Consider the following 18,022-nt stretch of genomic DNA (forward strand, 5'->3'; position numbering starts at 1 on the left):
TTCCCGGCACATGAAGTCAGAAGAGTTCGATTTCGCCGGCATCCATCGTGTTCTGCAGCGCCGGGCCGCGCGAGCGAAGGCGGGCCTTCTCGCGCTGGATAGCCAGGCGGCTGCGCACGCGTTCGGCACGCTGCGCGAGCAACTCGGCGTCGATCGGGTTGCAGGCCAGCTCCTGGATGTCGCGCGTGCACTCGGTGGTGATGTCCTGCAGCTCGACCAGACGCATGCGGGTCTGGTTGATGAGCTGGCTGAGGATGTCCTCAAACTGCAGCGAGCGAATGGTGGTGGACACGTCGGTGCCAAGGCCGCGATTGATTTCCACCACCTGATCGGCCACGGCGCTGGTGCGCGCGTCGCTCTCGGTGACGTGCGCCATCATCGCGTCGATGCCGCCCTTGGCGGACAACGCGACGTTGAGATCCTGCGAAGCCATGGTGCCAACGAGGCCGCGCAGCTGCCCCATCGCGGTGCGCGCACGCTCGACGTGACTGCCGATCTGCTCATTGAACTGGTTGGAATGGCTGGCCAGGTTGCGGATCTCGCCCGCCACCACGGCGAAGCCGCGCCCGGATTCGCCTGCGCGCGCCGCTTCGATGGCCGCATTAAGCGCCAGCAGGTTGGTTTCTTCGGCGATGGTGTTGACGTTCTTCAACAGGCCGAACACCGCGTCCATTTCCTTGGCCATGCCGTCGATGCGATAAACGATGCGCAGGCTTTCGCGCGACATCTGCACCACCATGCCCACGAAATGTTCGAGCAAGTCGCCGGTGCGGGCAGCAAAATCCTGCACGGACACACCTTCGTTCTGCGCATCGATGATCTGGCGCAGCAGCGACTGCTGCATGCCGGTCTTGCGCGACAGGCCGTCGAAGCCGCCGCCGAGTTCGGACACGGCGTCACGCAGCAGATCCAGCGCCTGGTGCAGCTCGCGTGTGGCATGACCCAGTTCGTCGACCAGCGAGCTGCGCACTTCTTCCAACGCTTCGCGCACCGGTGCGTGATGGTCCAGCGAGGACTCGATCTCGGGCTCCTCGGCGGCAGGCGCGCGCCGCACCTCGATGATCCAGGCGGCCGTGAGCAGCACAATCAAAATGGGCGCGAGCCAGGCTGACGGCCACAGCAAGGTCAGCAGTAGCGCGATGGCACTGCCGCCCAGGCCGACCACGGGGCGCACGCGCAGGAAGGAGAAAATGGCATCCATGAAGTTATCCGCTGATCAGATGGCCGACACGGCGGCGCGTGGAATGGGTTGATGCGCCAGCGCAAGCAACCGCGCGGCAATGTGATCCAGAGGCAGCTTTTCGCCGGCGGCGCCGAGCTTCCAGGCGGAGCCGGGCATGCCCCACACCACCGAAGACTCCTCGTCCTGCACGAGCGTTCTCGCGCCGGTCTGCTGAAGTTCCAGCAGACCGCGCGCACCGTCGTCGCCCATGCCGGTAAGCAGTGCGGCTACGGTGGCCCTGCCTACGCTGGCCGCCATCGAACGGAACAGCACATCCACGCTCGGCTTGTGGCGGTTCACTGGCGGACCGTTGTGCAGGCGGCACACGTACTTGGCGCCATCCCACATCACCAGCAGATGCTGGCTGCCCGGAGCGATGTACGCATGACCCTGCTGGATCGGCTGGCCATCGCGTGCCTCGCACACACGCATGGCCGAACAATGGTCCATGCGCGCGGCGAACGGACCGCTGAAGGCAGCGGGAATGTGCTGCGTGATGACGATCGGCGGCGCATCCGGCGGCATTGCCTCAAGCACCACGCGAATCGCTTCGGTGCCGCCGGTGGACGCGCCGATGGCAATGATCGGCATGCCGCCACGCGTACCGACGGTCTGCGCGCGCGGCAGCACAGCATCTGCGGAGAGACGCGGCGGCACGTCGAGCTTGCGCACTGCGGTGCGCTGACGCGGACGGGCAAGCGCGGCGAGTTTCACCTTGGCGCAGATTTCCTGCGCGCCCTCGGCAAAGGTGCTGGCGAGGTCGTTGCTTGGCTTGGTGAAGAAATCCACGGCGCCAAGCTCAAGCGCGCGCAGCGTGACTTCCGCACCTTCCTGCGTGAGCGACGACACCATCACCACCGGCATCGGGCGCAGGCGCATCAGGTTTTCAAGAAAGGTGATGCCATCCATGCGCGGCATTTCCACGTCGAGCGTGAGCACGTCGGGATTGAGTTGCTTGATCTTCTCGCGAGCAATCAACGGATCGGCTGCCGTGCCCACCACCTCGATGCCCGGATCGCACGAAAGCATGGTCGACAGCAGCTTCCGCACAAGTGCGGAATCATCGACCACCAGGACACGTACTCTTTCCATCGCCATCTTTCCCGACTTCGTGCTGGCCCTTACCGGGGCCGGATACAGCCAAGTGAATCTGTTGCCGCGCCAGCGCGTCAGAACAGCTCCACCTCTCCCTTTATCGGATCATTTGCCAAACGCTTGAGATATTGCCGCTCGCCATCCACCAGCACCGAATCGGTGCGGCCACGCAACTGCCGCACGCGCGCCTTGCCGGTGACCGGGAAAAACTGCACGTGGCGCGGGTGCACGTCGCCCAGGTCTTCCGCACGCAACTGCAGCCTTTCGGCGGCCAGATAGCGTTTGACGAACTCGATGTTGCGCTTGCCAATGTCAGTCATCGTGGCCAGCACACGGCCACCGCCGAACACCTTCACTTCCAGATTCGAACGCTGTCCACCAACCTTGAGGATGGCGTTGATCAACTGCTCCATCGCATCGTTGCCATAGCGCGCCGCGCGACCGACGGTGTCGGCCCAACCACCCCGCTCGCCACCCATAGGCTCGGGCAACATGAAATGATTCATGCCGCCAATGCCGCGCTGCCGGTCATAGATGCACGCCGACACGCAGGAGCCGAGCACGGTGGAGATCATTTCCTCCTGCGTGCTCACATAGAACTCACCAGGCAGCACTTTTACGGTGACGCAGGCCAGTGCCGGATCCCAGAAACGCCGCAGGTGCTCGAAGCCGGGCACCACGCGCGCCGGGTCATAGCTGGCGCCGGCGGGAAGATTCACTGCGGGGACGCTCATTCACTGCGCTTCCGGTAGACCGTGCGTCCTATCAGGTCAAAGTTTTCATTGAGCCCGTACATGGACTCGGAATGACCAAGAAACAGATAACCACCCTCCGGCAGCAGTCCTGCGTAACGCTGGAACAGACGCTGCTTGGTGGGCTTGTCGAAATAGATGACGACGTTGCGGCAGAAAATTGCGTCGAACGGGCCGTGCATCGGCCAGTCGTGCAGCAGGTTCAGCGGCAGGATGCTCACCAGCTCGCGCAAGCGCGGATGCACGCAGGCGTATTGGTCGTACTCGCCTTCGCCGCGCAGGAACCAGCGGCGGCGACGCTCGACGCTCACGCCCTCCAGCCGCTCGATCGGGTAAACGCCCTTGCGTGCCGTCTCCAATGCCTGCGGCGACAGGTCGGTGGCGAGGATCTTCGCATCGACGTTGCCACCATGCTTCTCCAGCGCCTCGGCCAGCACGATGGCGAGCGTGTAGGGCTCCTCGCCGGTGGCACAACCGGCGGACCAGATGCGCAGGCGGCCGACGTTCTTCTTCTCGGCGATCCAGCGCGGCAACAGTTCGTTGGTCAGCAGGTCGAAATGATGCGACTCGCGGAAGAACGCCGTGACGTTGGTGCTGATCGCACTGGCCAGCTCGCCCAGTTCGCCGAGAGGATCACGGCGTAGCAAGTCGCAATAGCTGCCGAAATCGCGCAACTTCAGCGCACGCAGCCGGCGTATCAGCCTGCCCTGCACCAGCTGGCGCTTGTGATCACCCAGCGAGATACCGCAATGCTCGTACACAAAACTGCGCAGGAAGGCGAAGTCGCTATCGCCTAGCGACGGACCATTCATGCCCGCCACGGCGGCGTTGCCATCGATCGCGGCGGGCATGCTCATGCTCAGAACTCCTTCCAGGCGCCCGCGTCAGCCGCCTCGGAAGCGCGCGGCGCGCGTGCCGGCTGGGTGGGTGCACCGCGCACAGCGGCAAACACGGCCTCGGCTTCGGCCATCACCGTTTTGGTGCGAGCTTTCTGGGTAGCCGGCTCGACTGCATCGTCGCCGAGCTGGAAGAAACTCACCTGGCGCGCCAGCTCGCCTGCCTGCTCCTGCATCGCACGTGCAGCGGCTGCGGCTTCTTCCACCAGTGCGGCGTTCTGCTGGGTCATCTCGTCCATCTGCAACACGGCGTGATTCACCTGATCGATGCCAGCCGACTGTTCCTGGCTGGCAGCGGCGATCTCGGCCACGATGTCGGTCACCTTCTTCACGCTGTCCACGATCTCGGCCAATGCCTTGCCAGACTGGTCCACCAGCGACGAACCCACGCGCACCTTCTCCGCGCTGTCGTTGATCAGGCCCTTGATCTCCTTGGCCGCGCCGGCGCTGCGCTGTGCAAGGTTGCGCACTTCCGTGGCCACCACTGCGAAGCCGCGACCCTGCTCGCCGGCACGCGCTGCTTCCACCGCGGCGTTGAGAGCCAGCAGGTTGGTCTGGAACGCGATTTCGTCGATCAGACTGACGATGTCGGAGATCTTGCGGCTGGAGTCGTTGATCTCACGCATGGCCAGGCTGGCCTGCGCGGCCACTTCACCGCCGTGCTCGGCCTGACGGCGCGTGGCGCTGGCAAGCTGGTTGGCGTGGCTGGCGTTCTCGGCGTTCTGCTTGACCGTGGAAGTCATTTCTTCCATCGACGACGCGGTTTCTTCCAGGCTGGAAGCCTGTTCCTGCGTACGCTGACTGAGGTCGTCGTTGCCGCGCGCAATCTGCTGCGCGGCGGAGCTGACCGAGCCTGCGCCATGGCGCACTTCGCCGACGATGTTGCTGAGGCGTTCGTCCATGGTGCGCAGCGCGCCCAGGAGTTCGCCCAGCTCGTCCTTGCTGCTCACATGGATCTCGTGGCCCAGGCGGCCACCGGCGATTTCGTGGGCAACTTTCATCGCCACGCCCAGGGCGTTCATGATGGAACGCATCATCAGCAGGGCCATCACCGAGGCCACAGCCAAACCGGCCAGCAACGCAATGATGCTGATGGCGCGGATGAAGTGGTAGCGCGCCACCTGAGCGTCATAGATCTGCTTGGCATCGGCACGCTGCGCGTCCACCAGCTTCGCCATGGAATCCTGGCGCTGCATCATCAACGGGCGAACCTGCATTTCCAGCAGTTCCGATGCGCCGGCATCGCCCTGCTTGAGCGCGTCGACCAGCGAATCCTTGGCGTCCTTGTAGTCCGCGTCGGTGGAGCGCCAGTCCTTGAAATGCTTCTTCACTTCGTCGCTCATCGGGATGGCGTCGAATTGCTTCTTCAGCGCCTCCATCTCCGTCTGCATCTTGTCGTATTCGGCCAGCTTGGCCTTCACCTGGTCCGGCTTGCTGACCAGCGAGCTGGATTCGCCCAGCAAGATGAAGGACATCAGCGAACGGGTGGAGATCTGCGACATGAGCTGCGTGGGCACGATCTCCTCGTCGTAGATCTTGCCCATGCCGTCGTTCTGCAGTTGCATGCCGCCCAGGCCGACGATGGCGCCGCCGATCAGCATCAGGCCGAGCAGGCCAAGGACCGCGCGCATGCGATTGCGAACGGACAGCGCAGGGATTTTCAGTGTGAACTTCTTCATGATGATTCCACTTCCGGCTATATCGATCAGGCCACGGCTTTCACATCGGAGACGGCGGGGAGTGCCGCTTCCAGCATCTGCGCATCCTGCGGCTGCAACAGCTTGTCCACGTCCAGCAGCAACACCATGCGCTCGCCGGCGGCGGTCAAACCCTTCAGGTATTCGGTATCCACGGTGGTGCCCATGTCCGGCACCGGGCGAATGGCGTCGGCGGTGACGTCGAGCACGTCGGACACCGCATCCACCACCACGCCGAAGTTGCGACTTGCCACGGTCACGATCACGGTGACCGTGGTGGTGCCGTATTCCTCGCGCGGCAGGCCAAAGCGCAGGCGCATGTCGATCACCGGCACGATGGCGCCGCGCAGGTTGAGCACGCCCAGCACGTAGTGCGGTGCCTGCGGAATCCGCGTGACTGGCGTCCAGCCACGGATCTCGCGCACCGCCAGGATGTCGACGCCGTATTCCTCGTGACCGAGGTTGACGGTGAGGTATTGCGTCTGGAGCGCCTCGCTCCGGGTGTTATCGGTCATGTTTGCCTCGTCGTCAGGGCCAGGTGCCAGGCCCCCTTTCGAAAACTGGATCGGCGAAGGAGCGCGAAACTTGAGCGGTTCGCGGGCCTTTTCCGCCATGCACGGAGGAATGTGGCCCGGCCTGGAACTCGCTCCAGCCGTACGCGTAACGGCCACCGGTCGCGACGCCGTCGGCGCCACTACTGGCGATGCGGGGCGACCCCTGCACTGCACTACGCGGGCCGCAGGCCAACGGCCGCGGCTTGTAGATGCCTTGAATCAAGCCGCCTTGCGACGTCCCTGCAGGCGGATGAGGCCTGCGATATCCACGATCAGCGCCACTGAGCCGTCCGCCAGGATGGTGGCGCCCGATATGCCTTGCACGCGGCGGTAATTGGCTTCCAGCGACTTCACCACGGCCTGCTGCTGGCCGATAAGGCCATCGATGAACAGGCCCACGCGTGTGCCTTCACCTTCGACCACGACCATCAGGCCCTCGTCGATGGCGCGTATCGCGTTGTCGCAACCAAACGCTTCGTGCAGGCGGATCACCGGCAGGTATTCGCCGCGGAAACGGAACAGCTCGCCACCGCCAACCACGCTGCGTATCGCATCGGCTTTCAATTGCACCGATTCGATGATGGACACCAGCGGCACGATGTAGCGCTCATCACCCACCGCGGCGGTGAGGCCGTCGATGATGGCCAGCGTCAGCGGCAAGGTGATGGTGAATACGCTGCCCTTGCCCTGCGTGCTGCGAATGATGACGCTGCCGCCCAGATCCGCCACGTTGCGGCGAACCACATCCATGCCCACGCCGCGACCGGAAAGATCGGTGGTGACAGCGGCAGTAGAGAAACCCGGCTGGAAGATCAGTTCCGCCACGGCCTCGTCACTCATGCCCTCGCCGCTGGCGATCAGGCCACGCTGCACTGCCTTTGCAACGATGGCATCTCGATTGAGGCCCGCGCCGTCGTCGGAAACTTCCACCACGATGCTGCCGCCGCGATGCGAGGCCTGGAGCTTGAGCGTGCCGGTGTCGCCCTTGCCGGCGGCGCGGCGTTTTTCAGGCGTTTCAAGGCCATGGTCAATCGCGTTGCGCACGAGGTGAACCATCGGGTCGCCGATTTTCTCCAGAACCGTCTTGTCCAGCTCGGTCTGCTCGCCGACCAGCTCCAGCTTCACCTGCTTGCCCAGCTTCTGGCTGATGTCGCGCACCATGCGCGGGAAGCGGTTGAACACGGAGGCAATGGGCAACATGCGAATGCCAAGGACGCTTTCCTGCAGCTCGCGTGTGTGACGCGCCAGCTGGGCCAGCCCGTGTTCGAGCAGGGCCATGCGCGAGGCATCGATGTCGCCTTCGCGGAAGGTGTCGAGCATGGACTGGGTAATCACCAGCTCGCCCACCAGATTGATCAGTCCGTCGATCTTGTCGATCGACACACGCACCGAGCTGGACTCGGCGCTCGCCTCACGCTGCGCACGCGCGGCGCCTGCGTCGGCCACGTTGGCCGGCGCGGATGCGGCCACTGGCGCTGCGGGCGCCGGTGCGGCAGCTGCAACCACGTGCCTGGCTTCAATGACGAGGTCGCACTCACCTTCCACCCAGTCGAACACCGCAGCGATGTCCGCGCGCCTGGCAGGGCCTTTCAACTCGATGGTCCAGCCGAGATGGCATTCGGACGGCTCCAGTGCCGCCAAGGTGGTGGGCAACCGTTCGAATTCGGGCGTGACGTTGAGCTCGCCCAGCCCGGCCAGTTCGCGAATCAGGCGCAGCGGATCGTTGCCGCCCGCCAGCATGCCCGGTTGCGGACGGAAGCGGACCGTCCACGCATCAGCCTGATCCACGTCGCGCCGCGCCTGCAGCTCGCCCACGGGAGCGCCACGCCCCATCGCCACAGCCAGCTCGCTGCGCAGGCTTTCGGCCACCGTATCGTTGAGCGGCGCGCCGGCCTGGGCACGCGCGAACATGCCGCGCAGGCAGTCCACCGTGCGCAGCAGCAGTTCGATGATGGCGCGGTCGATGCTGCGCTTGCCGCTACGCACTTCATCCAGCAGCGACTCGGCCTCGTGGGTGAACGAGGACATCTCCGGAAAACCGAAGGTGGCCGCGCCGCCCTTGATCGAATGAGCTGCACGGAAGATGGTGTGCACCAGCTCCGCATCACCGCCGTTGTCCAGCGCGAGCAGCGACGACTCCATCGTGTCGAGTCCTTCCAGACTCTCTTCGATGAATACCTGTTGGAACTGCGCCAGACCGGCCTTGCTCATGGTGATGCTCTCTCGGGAAAAGCGTCTTGGGGATGCGAGGGTTAGTTCGTCATCCCGGCAAAAGCCGGGATCCAGTGCCTTTGCACGTCACTAAAGACACTGGATTCCCGCGTTCGCGGGAATGACAAAAAAGGCATCCTCAGCCCAGCACTCGCTTGACGGTAGCCAGCAGCTGCTCCGGATCGAACGGCTTCACCAGCCAACCGGTGGCGCCGGCCGCCTTGCCTTCCATCTTTTTGTCGGTATGCGACTCAGTGGTCAGCATGAGAATGGGCACGCCCTTGTATTCGGGCATCGTGCGCAGCTCGCGTACCATGCTGAGGCCGTCCATCACCGGCATGTTCACGTCGGCCAGCACCAGGTCGTAGCGACCGGCGCGCGCCGCATCCAGCGCCAGCTGGCCGTTCTCGGCCTCATTAACGTCGTGACCGGCGCCGCGCAGGGTGAAAGCCACCATGCCGCGCATCGAAGCCGAATCGTCCACCGCAAGAATCTTTGCCATCTTCCACCTCAGTTTCAGGCCGGCATGGTTGCCGGCAATTCCAGTGCCTGTGCCAGGCCGAGCACGCCGGCCGCATCACGTATTGCAGTACTCACACCCGTCCACGACGAGGCCAGCCCGCGCGCCGAAGCTTCGCGACGAAAGGCCACGAGCAGCTGCAGCGCAGCGGTGTCCACGCGCTCCACGCCGGCGCCGTCCAATTGCACCGTGGGCGCGTCAAGCGCCTCGATCAGGCCGGCCTTGACGCTGGCCAGTTCGGCCAGGCGAAAGTCGGCGGGCAACGCGATCACGCGCGCCTCGCTACCGCTTTTGCGTTGTGCCGCCTTGCTGCCCATAAGCCTGTCCTCGTTACGCCACTTGGGCGTCTACGGAGTGCTTATCGGCGGCGGGCGCGATCGCTTTAGCGACGTCCACCCCATCAAACCTGCGACGGGCACGACAAAATGACGCTCAAGTTCCCACGAAACCTGCCGATGCCCAATGCACGGAAGGGCCCGCGCACAAAGCCTTGCCGCAAGGAGTCCTGATTGGTCATTCAACCCACCAGCTTCGCCGCCCTCACCTGGGCCGGCGCCGCCTCCGGCAGTGCTGCGGAGAGCTGGCGCATCGGCACGGTGCTGGCTGCGCGGCCGTTGGGGATCAATCCGCAAGGCATGCTGGTGTTACAGATCGGCGCGCTCACGGTGGAAGCCGAAGCGCCAGGCGGCCAGCTACCTTCGCAGTTTCAAGTGCGCGTGCTGACCCTGGGCGCGCAACCGCAGCTGGAAGTAATCGCACCGCATACGCCGGAGCCGGCCATCCAGGTGGCGCTGCGCGAACGGTTGCCGCAACAGAACGGCTATGCGCCGTTGCTCGCCACACTCGATGCTTTGGCGCAGCGTCCCGCGCTGCGACAGTTGCCTGCTTACCTGCGTCCGGCGCTCGCCCTGCTCGAACACGGCGTGCGCACGCCGGCCGAAATCACCCGCGGCGAGGGCCTGGAAGAAGCCATCAGTCGCAGTGGCCTGTTCCTGGAATCGCAACTGGCGCAGTCACAGGTCGACATGGCCGTGCTGAGTCAGGAGGACTGGAAGGGCGCATTGCTGCGCCTGGCCAGCCTGCTCGACGACTATCTGCCGGCACGCCGCGCGCCATCAGACGACAGCGAGACGCCGCCGCCACTGCAGCAGCGTGGCCTGCAGGCACAGCCTCGCTTCGCGCTGCCACCGGAACTGCTCAACGACGACGTCGATGCGCTACTCGGTCGCTTGCACGGCGAAGTGCACGCGGCGCTGGCTCGCGTGGAAGTAGCGCAGTTGGAGGCCACCACCGTTCCGGCATGGATGATCGAGATTCCGCTGCAGGGCGAAGCGGGGCGCGACATTCTGCAGCTCCAGCTGCAATACACCACCGACAACGAAGGTGGCGCCGCGTGGGTGCTGGGTTTTGCGCTTGACCTTCCCGCGCTCGGCCCCGTGCAAGGTGAACTTCAGCTGCGTGATCTGCGCCTGTCGGTGCGCCTGTGGGCAGAGCGCGCCATCACCGTGCATCGGCTGGAACACCAGTTTGGCCCGTTGCGTCAGCGCCTTGCAGCGTGCGGCCTGATCCTCGACCAATTGAGCTGCCAGCGTGGCCTGCCACATTCAAGCAGCCCGCACAGCGCGATCCTGCTGAAGACGATGGCATGAGCACTTCATTACCGCCCGCACAGCGACGTGTGACCCTGCGCCTTTCCGGCGGCCCCGCCAATACCGCGACACCCGCCAACCTGACACCGGAATCGCTGGAAACGCTGCTGGCGCGTGCACGCGCGCTCGGCATTCCGCTGCACCACGATCCGCAGATGGCCGCCCTGCTCGCCTCGCTGCGTTTGCGGAAGGATGTTCCCGCACCGCTCTATGCAGCAGCCGCCTCAGTACTGGCATGTGTGTTTGATGCGTCCGAGGATCACGGCGCGACCTGAGCGTCGATGGTTCGCCTTCCCTATCAGGAAGCGATCACGTCAAAGGGATATCGACACCTCGAGCAATGCCGGGTTGCCCTTGAGGCGGTTCTTCACGTCGAACTCGCGCATCCAGCGCAACGAGAACTCCGCCTGCCCGCCCTGCCATTTCTTGAGGTAGTTCACCATGGGGCCAAGCGCGAGCGAGCGGCCCTTGAAACCGTTCAATCGATCGGCGGTCGGACCGGTGTCGTCTTCGAGCTGCTCGATCCAGCCGCCCACCGCGCCGAAGCCCCAACCCGAGGGAAGGCGCTTGACCAATAGTGAGTCGATACGAAATACCGCCCCGTTCTGGTAATCGGTGTCGTCGTTCCTGGTATAGAAGTCCACCGCCGAGGTGAGGCTCCATTCCAGCGAACCCTGCTGGAAAAGCTGCGTGTAGCCGATGGTTGGCGAGAAGGTCCAGTTGTTCAGGCTGACATTCGCCAACTGCCCCTTGTTGTAGCTGCCCGTGGGGGCATAGATGTACAGCGCCAGCGACATGTGCTGCGTTTCGCTGAAGTGATGGCTGGCGATCACCGGTACGAACGTCATGTCAAACAGGCCGGAGTCGTTGTCGTTCACGCCCCGCGAAAAGTTGCCGAGTCGTGCGTTGACGCTTGCGTCCACATAGGCGAACGGCACGGTCACTTCCGTGGCGAAATTCCACGCCGATGGCTTGGTGTTCCAGATATAGACGCCAGCGAACGAAAGCAGCTGGAATTCAGCCTTCAGACCCAGCGAGGAACCACCGCCGGGCAAGGGCACTTCTTTCGAACTGCCGATGGAGCCGCTGTAGTAGGCATAACCTACGCCCCAGTTCCAACCGGGCGTCGGCGGTATCAGGCCGGCATACGAAGTCGCCTGCTCTCCGGTGATGGAGCGACCCAGGGCACCTTCGGTCGCATAGGCTGGCACAGCCGCGCCAGCGGCCAATAGAAGAGGAACAAGCGCAAGTCGTTTCATGGCATCCCTGGGCGGAGAAGAGTGGTCAGGCCAAACGCGCCGCCAGTGAGGCATATGCGCATGGCGCTCCGTACGCTGGATGCCAGCGTGGTCGTCCAGGCGATGGTGGACAAGCGAAATTTCACCTAACCCGGCTACGTAGAATTACCGAACTCCGTCACTGCCCTGATCGACGCAGTCCGCCACCGCGAAGCCGAAACAGGCCGGTTCCGCAATGTTGGGGAACCGGCCTGTCCAACAGCATTACCGATCGCGCGTCACTTCCGCCGGTGCCGCATCTCCTGCCTTCTGCGCCAACGGCAACGCGTCCGTTACCAGGTGCATCAGAAAGCGACCCGACTGATCCTGCATCATCATGTGCGCCGAGTCGGCAAACGAGACCAGCTTCTTCGACGGCGCCTGGATGTGCTCGAACCACTCCTCGCTCAGCTCATGCGCCGTGGTGTAGTCGTGCGCACCCACGTACACGATCACTGGGCAGGCGAACTTCGTTACGTGATCGAAGTCGACCGCGAGCAACGCTGGCAGCAGATGGTTGAGCGAGAACAGGCTGCCCTTGTCGATCGCGTCGAGATCTTCCCGGCTGTAGTCGGGCGACAGCTCTTCGGCGTCCACGTCGAACTGGAAATCCTTGCGGCCCCAGGAAAGACCGCCGTAGTACATCTCCCATTTGCTGCGCATGCCGATGCGGTCGAGCGTCATCTTGCCGGTGCCGGGATAAGGCGCCATGGCCTCAAGCTCGCGAATTGCCGTTTGGTTGCCTTCCGCCTTCGCCTGGCGCAGGGAAAACGCATAACCCACTTCCTCATTACGACGGCCGTTCACCACCTGCCCCGTGGAAATGTATGCGTAGAACCATTCCGGATGCTGCTGGGCCAGTTCCACTCCGAGAACCGTTCCCCAGGAATGGCCCAGCAGGAAAATCTTCTGCTTGCCGTAGTGCTCACGCAGATACTGCACCACCTGGGCGGCATCGTCGGTCATGCCCTTCACGGTCATGCCCGGCGCCATCGCTTCTTCCGTGTTGGCGCGATAGGTCTTGCCAGAGCCGCGCTGGTCCCATTGCACCACGGTGAAGTAATCCTCCCACGGCGTCTGGAACGTATAACCCTCGGGCATCGCCGGCGAGGCCGGGCCACCGTGCAGGAACAGCAGGATCGGATTACGACGATCCTTTCCGCGAATCGACACCCATTGATCGATGCCGTTGATGTGCAACTTGATCTTTTCGTCCACACCCTGGGGCAAAAGGATCTTGCGATTGCTTTCCAGGATGCGCGTGACCTGGTCGCGCGACATCAGCGCCTTGTCCTTGGCAGGCGCGGTCGGCGCACTTGTGGCGGCAGCCGGCGCCGTCGAGGAGAAAGCATTGACCGATACCAACCCCATGACGAGGGCCAGCGTGAAAGCAAAGGGCGAACGGGACATGCTCAACGAATTTCTCCTTTCTGGTTATGTGGCAACCGATCAAGCCCGGTAACGTCGGCGAGATCAGAAGATGCAGTGATCGCGCACGCGAACGAGCGTGTGACCGTTGCGTCCACTAGAGCAAGCCGCGTGCCACCGGGAAACGTGCAGCGGAATCGAGTCTTTTCAGTAGCTTGCCGAGCAGGCGTAAAAAGTTGCTGCGTCCGCGGACAGATTTGCGGACGTCCGGCCCGTGGACACTCGCCTGGCGGATTTCACTTGCACAACATCCTCAGGCGGGCAAACTGTCCGACCCATATCGCAGGATCAGTTGCGTGCAGGCCATTGATGTAGATCCGGGCTTCTTCCGTTTGGCACGTTTTCGCTGTGTGTCCAGTTTGCTGCTATTGGCAACTTGCATGGCTGGCGCCGTGACTGCCCATGCCCAAGTGAACGATGCGAGCACCAGGGCGAAGGCATCACGCGGACAAACAGCCGACGAGCTATCCATCCAGATCAATGCTGACAAACTGACGCTCGCTGTTGCCAAGGCACCACAGATCTATCTCTACGGCACCATCGATGCGGATGCCGCCGATCGTTTCGGCGCGCTGGTGAGGTCGGGGAAGATTCCGCCCCGATCCGATATCTATCTCAATTCATCGGGCGGGGACATTCGCGCGGGCATGGCTCTGGGACGGATGTTTCGATCCGGCTTGATGGCGACGCATTTGGGTGTACCACGGCGCACATCACGTTCCCCTCAAGGACCCAAAGCCGCGCTCTGCACGGGTGCATGCACTTATGCCTACATGGGTGGGCTCTATCGGTGGGCGCCAACCGGCAATGATCGCTTCGGCATGCCGCCATCGGATGGCATCGAGCAGAAAGCGGTCGGCGTCGCCAACACGCCGCTGGCGTCGGGCGACGTTGCTTCCTACGTGAAGGACATGGGCATTCGCGCAGAAGCGCTCAAGCCTGCCCCAACGACACCACGCGAAGACGTCGCCTGGCTTACGGGCGACCAGATGATGGCCACGGGGCTGGCCAACAACGGACGTCTCGCGCCCACGGCAACCTACCATCTGATGTCGGGCGCGCCCTATCTGACGCTCGGCCAGAGCGCTCGCGACGGCGAGCACCGCATCACGCTGTTGTGCAAGCCCGAGGGGCTGACGCTCACTGCGTACTACATGGTTGGCGTGGAGCGCGCGCGACGCATCGTGGCACGCGCGTCGCGGTCGTATTTCGAGATCGACCAGCAGCAAACCCTGCAGGGAGAACGCGAGAGCGTCATTGCTACCAGCGAATCGGTGGTCATCAGTCGCCCCGTTCCGTTGTCCCAGCTGACGCAATTCGTGACCGCGCGATCCATGGGAGCCTGGCTCGCCGACAAGGGTGGCGCAGTGCGCTACGGTTTCACCATCGATCTCGACACCATCAAAAGCGAACTCAAGACCTACAGCAGCACCTGCGAGCAATTAGCGAAAGCTTCCAGAAGTGGAAAGACCTGAGCTGACCCCAGGGCCTGCATCGGCTAGTTGAGGAGGTCCTCCCAATTGGCAGGGACTTTCTCCTTCGGCCCCGGCACGCCTTGCTCGAGAGGGTGCGATTGCGGTGGTACCAATGAAGGGCCGTCGAAGAACTCCTCGGTTCGAAAGTCGTAAAACCAGTCTTCGCCAGGTTCGAAGCTGGCTATAACGCCGTGACCCGTCGACTGGAAATGCTTGGTCGCGTGCTGGTTCGGCGAATCGTCACAGCAGCCGATATGACCACACTGCGCGCAGCGACGAAGGTGAAGCCACCAGTGGCCGTCTTTCATACACTCGACGCAACCCGTGCCGCTTGGCGGGACACTCGCATCCACGCCTTCATGCTTGATGGTCATGATCGTTATCCCTCTCCGTGTGTCGACATTATCAGGCCAGATCCGCTCTTAAACCGACGTCATATCGCCCCACCCAAGCACTGCTGGTGCCTTTGCCAGGCATGACTTCCAGACAGTTTAGAAGGCCAAACGTCTACATCATGTAACAGGATTGATACATCACAGCGCGCGTCTTCCATGCATTTCGAAGCCACCAGTCTTCATTCGTTGACACTCTCAGGAACCGCGCGTAGCCTCCGGCTCGCCGCACATGCGCGCAGCCATGTCGAGGGGAAAACCGTGAAACGCAACTCGATACTCATCGTGTCATTGCTCTTGCTCGCGACCCTTGGATCAGCATTTGCGCAGGATGCCAAACCTTATAAGGACGGCCAGGTTCGTGTCGTCAGCTTTGTAAAGATCAAACCTGGGCAGTTCAACAACTACATGAAATTCCTGGACGGTCCTTACAAGACGAACATGGAAGCCATGAAGAAGGCTGGCCTGATCACTGGCTACACCGTCTATCAGACACAGGCACGTTCGCCACAGGATCCCGATCTGATCCTCGCCGTCACGTATTCCAACATGGCAGCACTGGATAAAACCGACGAGGCCGATGCCGTCCAGGCAAAGACCTTGGGTCCGAGGGATGAACGTGACAAGGCGTCCGCGGACAGAGAGTCGATGCGCGAATTGCTCGGCAGCCAGATGCTACGCGAGCTCATACTCAAATAGCCTCGGCCATCGGCTGCCGACAGGGAGGAGGCGATCAACGAAACGTGATTGCCTCCTCTCATTTCATTTCCCTACCGGAAGACCGGCCCGGCTCCACAGCGACAGCGCGAGCCCAACGACGATCAATGCCAGAAGAAAGAGATTGACGATGAACCCTGGCGGTGACCCTATTGTGGCTATCGGCAGGAAATACAGGATCAACTTCCTGCTCAGGTGCTCCAGCAAGAAGAGCGCAAACAAGAGCGGCACCATGGCGCGATATCGGACCATCGCCACGCCGCACAACAGGCACATCACGAGCTGACCCAATCCCCATATGGCGAACAGGGAAACAACGGCCTGGGCGCCCGCTGGCGTGAACGCATCAAGGGGAATGCCATCAGCCGAGCTTGCCACGTGGTGGCCATTGAAGATCGAGTTCACGCCGATGCCCACCTTGATGAGCACGAGCAGGCCAAAGATCCAGAGCGCGAGCTTGTGACCGTGATACGCGTTGTCGATGCGCTGAGGAAGAAGCTGACTGGACATGGCGTGTCTCCACTGGTGGAACGCTATTCCCCCGAAACCGGACTGCCACACGGCCAACCGCAAAGGTCCGGCTATGCAACCCTGTCTAAGCACGAAAGTTTCTTGCGCAATCCATCATGCTGATGAGGGAGTATCTGCGCAAAATCGGTTATCCATCCATTCCGCGCTACCCGCAACATTCGTCGCATGCAACGCCAGCCGCAACCGTCGCGGCTTTAGCTCGTCTGGCCCACAACCGCTTCGAGTGGCTATGTTCGCCAGCGTGACACTAGTTCTCCCGGATAAGGCGGAGATCGTTGAACTTGCGCCGCTCGATCAGCGCATTCACCTTGCCATGATCGTCGCGACGAAAGACCAGCAGATTGCGTTCGTCATCGCTGCCCATGAATACATCCTTCGCGATGGGTTCAAGCACGTTCGCGGTGCCCCCGGGGCGTGTCACATAACTCAGCTCGCCGCCCTTGCTGATTATCGTCCAGGCACGGCCCGGCCCGTATCGATAGGTGCCGGCGTAGTCGTGAAGGTCCAGGCCGGACACGGCGAGCTTGGGCGGCGGCGTAGGCAGTGTCACGTCCTCGTAGCCGGCGAGCTTCCACGCGCCATCTTGCTTGACGAAGGTGAGCAGCGACTCATAGCGCACGACGAAGTTTTGCCCGAACACGGTTTCGCGTTCGTACTCCTCCACCTGCAGTATCGCCGTGTCACCGTATTGCTGCGCATGCGCGTCGCGCAGCTCGATACTTCCGGAAAAGCCCGCCGGAAAAGGATGGATGGACGCCACGGTATCGGCTTTGTGCGCAATGCGGCCGAACTCGTCGATGATCACTGCGTCATCGGTAAGCGCCTTTTCCCACACTGCCTTGTCACCCGTGGGAATGGCGTCAACAAGGTCCTGCGTGGTGTGCAGCAAGGTATCGCGCAACGATGCGGGCGCTTCGACGGCAAGCGTTGGCGAGGTTTCGCCTATCGATACAAGGAAGGCCAGCAGGAGTCCGAACGATCGCATGCGCATCATGACGTCTCCCGGGAATTGGCCGGAGCATGCGCCGCTCCCGATGCCCGTACCCGTGCCTGAAGTCACAGCGCAGGGGCGTTGCGGCGCCCCTCGATTCGAGCGTTGCCCGAAAGCGTCAGGCCGCCTCGCTCTCCAACGGAAGACGGCACAGGCAACGCACGTCGAGCAGGGCGATGAAGCTCCCTTGCCAGGGCAAGATGCCGTGCACCGGATCGTCCTCACGCGCTGCACCGCCCGGTAGCGGCGGAGCGATTTCCGATGTGCCGGGCGACACCAGATCGCCGATGGCATCCACACGCAGCCCTACCAGATGCGGGCCATGCGAAAGCATCACCAAACGCACCTGGGCCTCATCGTCCCCGACAGATTCGGGGAGGCCGAGGCGGCGACGGCCATCGAGCACGGGTACGATGCGGCCGCGCAGATGGCGGATGCCGAGCAGGTCGTTCGCCGCGCCGGGCACAGGCGTCAATTCGCCGTCGCGGATGACTTCGCTGACATGTCCGAGCGGCGCCGCGTACAACTGCCCGCCAAGGCGGAATGAAAGCCAGCGTTCGTCGGTGGTGTGGTTCTGGACAGGACTCAAGACATCGACTCCCCGGCATGTGCCGG

19 protein-coding genes are annotated in these 18,022 nt (G+C 62.9%); 4 read left to right on the forward strand and 15 right to left on the reverse strand.

Translation table 11 applies throughout. The features are described 5' to 3' along the window. Positions 1-16: 16 nt before the first annotated feature. The 9 genes from AC3CBN_RS19965 to AC3CBN_RS20005 form a co-directional block, all read right to left on the reverse strand. Positions 17-1,201, reverse strand: a complete 1,185-nt coding sequence (locus AC3CBN_RS19965) for a methyl-accepting chemotaxis protein (protein ID WP_488634715.1) — start codon at positions 1,199-1,201, stop codon at positions 17-19. 15 nt (positions 1,202-1,216) lie between these two features. Beyond that, positions 1,217-2,314 (reverse strand): protein-glutamate methylesterase/protein-glutamine glutaminase, encoded by a 1,098-nt coding sequence (locus AC3CBN_RS19970; RefSeq protein WP_488634716.1) that lies wholly within the window; start codon positions 2,312-2,314, stop codon positions 1,217-1,219. Positions 2,315-2,391: 77 nt separating this feature from the next. Continuing rightward, positions 2,392-3,051, reverse strand: a complete 660-nt coding sequence (gene cheD / locus AC3CBN_RS19975; protein WP_488634717.1) for a chemoreceptor glutamine deamidase CheD — start codon at positions 3,049-3,051, stop codon at positions 2,392-2,394. Continuing rightward, positions 3,048-3,926: a CheR family methyltransferase gene (locus tag AC3CBN_RS19980; RefSeq protein WP_488634718.1), complete on the reverse strand. Its 879-nt coding sequence runs from the start codon at positions 3,924-3,926 to the stop codon at positions 3,048-3,050. Before AC3CBN_RS19980 ends, cheD begins: the two co-directional genes overlap by 4 nt. Positions 3,927-3,928: 2 nt before the next feature. Then, positions 3,929-5,644 (reverse strand): methyl-accepting chemotaxis protein, encoded by a 1,716-nt coding sequence (locus tag AC3CBN_RS19985; protein ID WP_488634719.1) that lies wholly within the window; start codon positions 5,642-5,644, stop codon positions 3,929-3,931. A 26-nt stretch (positions 5,645-5,670) separates the two neighbouring features. Further along, the gene (locus AC3CBN_RS19990; protein ID WP_488634720.1) at positions 5,671-6,177 is read right to left on the reverse strand and encodes a chemotaxis protein CheW; all 507 of its coding nucleotides are present in this window, start codon (positions 6,175-6,177) and stop codon (positions 5,671-5,673) included. 258 nt (positions 6,178-6,435) lie between these two features. Next, positions 6,436-8,427 (reverse strand): chemotaxis protein CheA, encoded by a 1,992-nt coding sequence (locus tag AC3CBN_RS19995; RefSeq protein WP_488634721.1) that lies wholly within the window; start codon positions 8,425-8,427, stop codon positions 6,436-6,438. Positions 8,428-8,566: 139 nt separating this feature from the next. After that, positions 8,567-8,929, reverse strand: a complete 363-nt coding sequence (locus tag AC3CBN_RS20000) for a response regulator (RefSeq protein WP_488634722.1) — start codon at positions 8,927-8,929, stop codon at positions 8,567-8,569. Between the two features lie 14 nt (positions 8,930-8,943). Continuing rightward, positions 8,944-9,264 carry an STAS domain-containing protein gene (locus tag AC3CBN_RS20005; RefSeq protein ID WP_488634723.1) on the reverse strand — a complete coding sequence of 107 codons (321 nt, stop codon included), beginning with the start codon at positions 9,262-9,264 and terminating at the stop codon, positions 8,944-8,946. Between the two features lie 192 nt (positions 9,265-9,456). Here AC3CBN_RS20005 and fliK point away from each other — a divergent pair, with 192 nt between their 5' ends. After that, positions 9,457-10,596: a flagellar hook-length control protein FliK gene (fliK, locus tag AC3CBN_RS20010; RefSeq protein ID WP_488634724.1), complete on the forward strand. Its 1,140-nt coding sequence runs from the start codon at positions 9,457-9,459 to the stop codon at positions 10,594-10,596. Next, positions 10,593-10,871 carry an EscU/YscU/HrcU family type III secretion system export apparatus switch protein gene (locus tag AC3CBN_RS20015; protein ID WP_488634725.1) on the forward strand — a complete coding sequence of 93 codons (279 nt, stop codon included), beginning with the start codon at positions 10,593-10,595 and terminating at the stop codon, positions 10,869-10,871. Before fliK ends, AC3CBN_RS20015 begins: the two co-directional genes overlap by 4 nt. Before the next feature lie 39 nt (positions 10,872-10,910). Here the strand turns inward: AC3CBN_RS20015 and AC3CBN_RS20020 are convergent, their stop codons facing one another. Both AC3CBN_RS20020 and AC3CBN_RS20025 read right to left on the reverse strand, forming a co-directional pair. Continuing rightward, positions 10,911-11,855: a SphA family protein gene (locus AC3CBN_RS20020; protein WP_488634726.1), complete on the reverse strand. Its 945-nt coding sequence runs from the start codon at positions 11,853-11,855 to the stop codon at positions 10,911-10,913. Between the two features lie 243 nt (positions 11,856-12,098). Next, positions 12,099-13,283 (reverse strand): alpha/beta fold hydrolase, encoded by a 1,185-nt coding sequence (locus AC3CBN_RS20025; protein ID WP_488634727.1) that lies wholly within the window; start codon positions 13,281-13,283, stop codon positions 12,099-12,101. Between the two features lie 314 nt (positions 13,284-13,597). Here AC3CBN_RS20025 and AC3CBN_RS20030 point away from each other — a divergent pair, with 314 nt between their 5' ends. Further along, entirely contained in the window at positions 13,598-14,776 is a 1,179-nt protein-coding gene (locus AC3CBN_RS20030; RefSeq protein ID WP_488634728.1) for a hypothetical protein, read from the forward strand. A gap of 23 nt (positions 14,777-14,799) precedes the next feature. On the opposite strand, the gene AC3CBN_RS20035 is transcribed toward AC3CBN_RS20030, so the two are convergent. Beyond that, positions 14,800-15,150, reverse strand: a complete 351-nt coding sequence (locus AC3CBN_RS20035; RefSeq protein ID WP_488634729.1) for a UBP-type zinc finger domain-containing protein — start codon at positions 15,148-15,150, stop codon at positions 14,800-14,802. 177 nt (positions 15,151-15,327) lie between these two features. Here AC3CBN_RS20035 and AC3CBN_RS20040 point away from each other — a divergent pair, with 177 nt between their 5' ends. Next, the gene (locus tag AC3CBN_RS20040) at positions 15,328-15,867 is read left to right on the forward strand and encodes a hypothetical protein (RefSeq protein ID WP_488634730.1); all 540 of its coding nucleotides are present in this window, start codon (positions 15,328-15,330) and stop codon (positions 15,865-15,867) included. Between the two features lie 63 nt (positions 15,868-15,930). Here AC3CBN_RS20040 and AC3CBN_RS20045 read toward each other — a convergent pair whose 3' ends face one another. From AC3CBN_RS20045 to AC3CBN_RS20055, 3 genes are all read right to left on the reverse strand, one after another. Beyond that, positions 15,931-16,395, reverse strand: a complete 465-nt coding sequence (locus AC3CBN_RS20045; protein WP_488634731.1) for a hypothetical protein — start codon at positions 16,393-16,395, stop codon at positions 15,931-15,933. A gap of 268 nt (positions 16,396-16,663) precedes the next feature. Then, the gene (locus AC3CBN_RS20050) at positions 16,664-17,410 is read right to left on the reverse strand and encodes a nuclear transport factor 2 family protein (protein WP_488634732.1); all 747 of its coding nucleotides are present in this window, start codon (positions 17,408-17,410) and stop codon (positions 16,664-16,666) included. Between the two features lie 115 nt (positions 17,411-17,525). Beyond that, entirely contained in the window at positions 17,526-17,996 is a 471-nt protein-coding gene (locus AC3CBN_RS20055) for a chemotaxis protein CheW (RefSeq protein WP_488634733.1), read from the reverse strand. Positions 17,997-18,022 lie beyond the last annotated feature (26 nt).

The sequence above is a fragment of the Dyella sp. OK584 genome (assembly GCF_057787755.1).

Bases quoted from the DNA above. Each gene is read 5' to 3' on its own strand.
- AC3CBN_RS20025 (WP_488634727.1), bottom strand. From the start codon at position 13,283: ATGTCCCGTTCGCCCTTTGCTTTCACGCTGGCCCTCGTCATGGGGTTG.
- AC3CBN_RS19985 (WP_488634719.1), bottom strand. From the start codon at position 5,644: ATGAAGAAGTTCACACTGAAAATCCCTGCGCTGTCCGTTCGCAATCGC.
- AC3CBN_RS19995 (WP_488634721.1), bottom strand. From the start codon at position 8,427: ATGAGCAAGGCCGGTCTGGCGCAGTTCCAACAGGTATTCATCGAAGAG.
- AC3CBN_RS20020 (WP_488634726.1), bottom strand. From the start codon at position 11,855: ATGAAACGACTTGCGCTTGTTCCTCTTCTATTGGCCGCTGGCGCGGCT.
- AC3CBN_RS20040 (WP_488634730.1), top strand. From the start codon at position 15,328: ATGCATTTCGAAGCCACCAGTCTTCATTCGTTGACACTCTCAGGAACC.
- AC3CBN_RS20015 (WP_488634725.1), top strand. From the start codon at position 10,593: ATGAGCACTTCATTACCGCCCGCACAGCGACGTGTGACCCTGCGCCTT.
- AC3CBN_RS20005 (WP_488634723.1), bottom strand. From the start codon at position 9,264: ATGGGCAGCAAGGCGGCACAACGCAAAAGCGGTAGCGAGGCGCGCGTG.
- AC3CBN_RS19965 (WP_488634715.1), bottom strand. From the start codon at position 1,201: ATGGATGCCATTTTCTCCTTCCTGCGCGTGCGCCCCGTGGTCGGCCTG.
- AC3CBN_RS19990 (WP_488634720.1), bottom strand. From the start codon at position 6,177: ATGACCGATAACACCCGGAGCGAGGCGCTCCAGACGCAATACCTCACC.
- AC3CBN_RS19980 (WP_488634718.1), bottom strand. From the start codon at position 3,926: ATGAGCATGCCCGCCGCGATCGATGGCAACGCCGCCGTGGCGGGCATG.
- AC3CBN_RS20000 (WP_488634722.1), bottom strand. From the start codon at position 8,929: ATGGCAAAGATTCTTGCGGTGGACGATTCGGCTTCGATGCGCGGCATG.
- AC3CBN_RS19970 (WP_488634716.1), bottom strand. From the start codon at position 2,314: ATGGAAAGAGTACGTGTCCTGGTGGTCGATGATTCCGCACTTGTGCGG.
- cheD (WP_488634717.1), bottom strand. From the start codon at position 3,051: ATGAGCGTCCCCGCAGTGAATCTTCCCGCCGGCGCCAGCTATGACCCG.
- AC3CBN_RS20050 (WP_488634732.1), bottom strand. From the start codon at position 17,410: ATGATGCGCATGCGATCGTTCGGACTCCTGCTGGCCTTCCTTGTATCG.
- AC3CBN_RS20035 (WP_488634729.1), bottom strand. From the start codon at position 15,150: ATGACCATCAAGCATGAAGGCGTGGATGCGAGTGTCCCGCCAAGCGGC.
- AC3CBN_RS20045 (WP_488634731.1), bottom strand. From the start codon at position 16,395: ATGTCCAGTCAGCTTCTTCCTCAGCGCATCGACAACGCGTATCACGGT.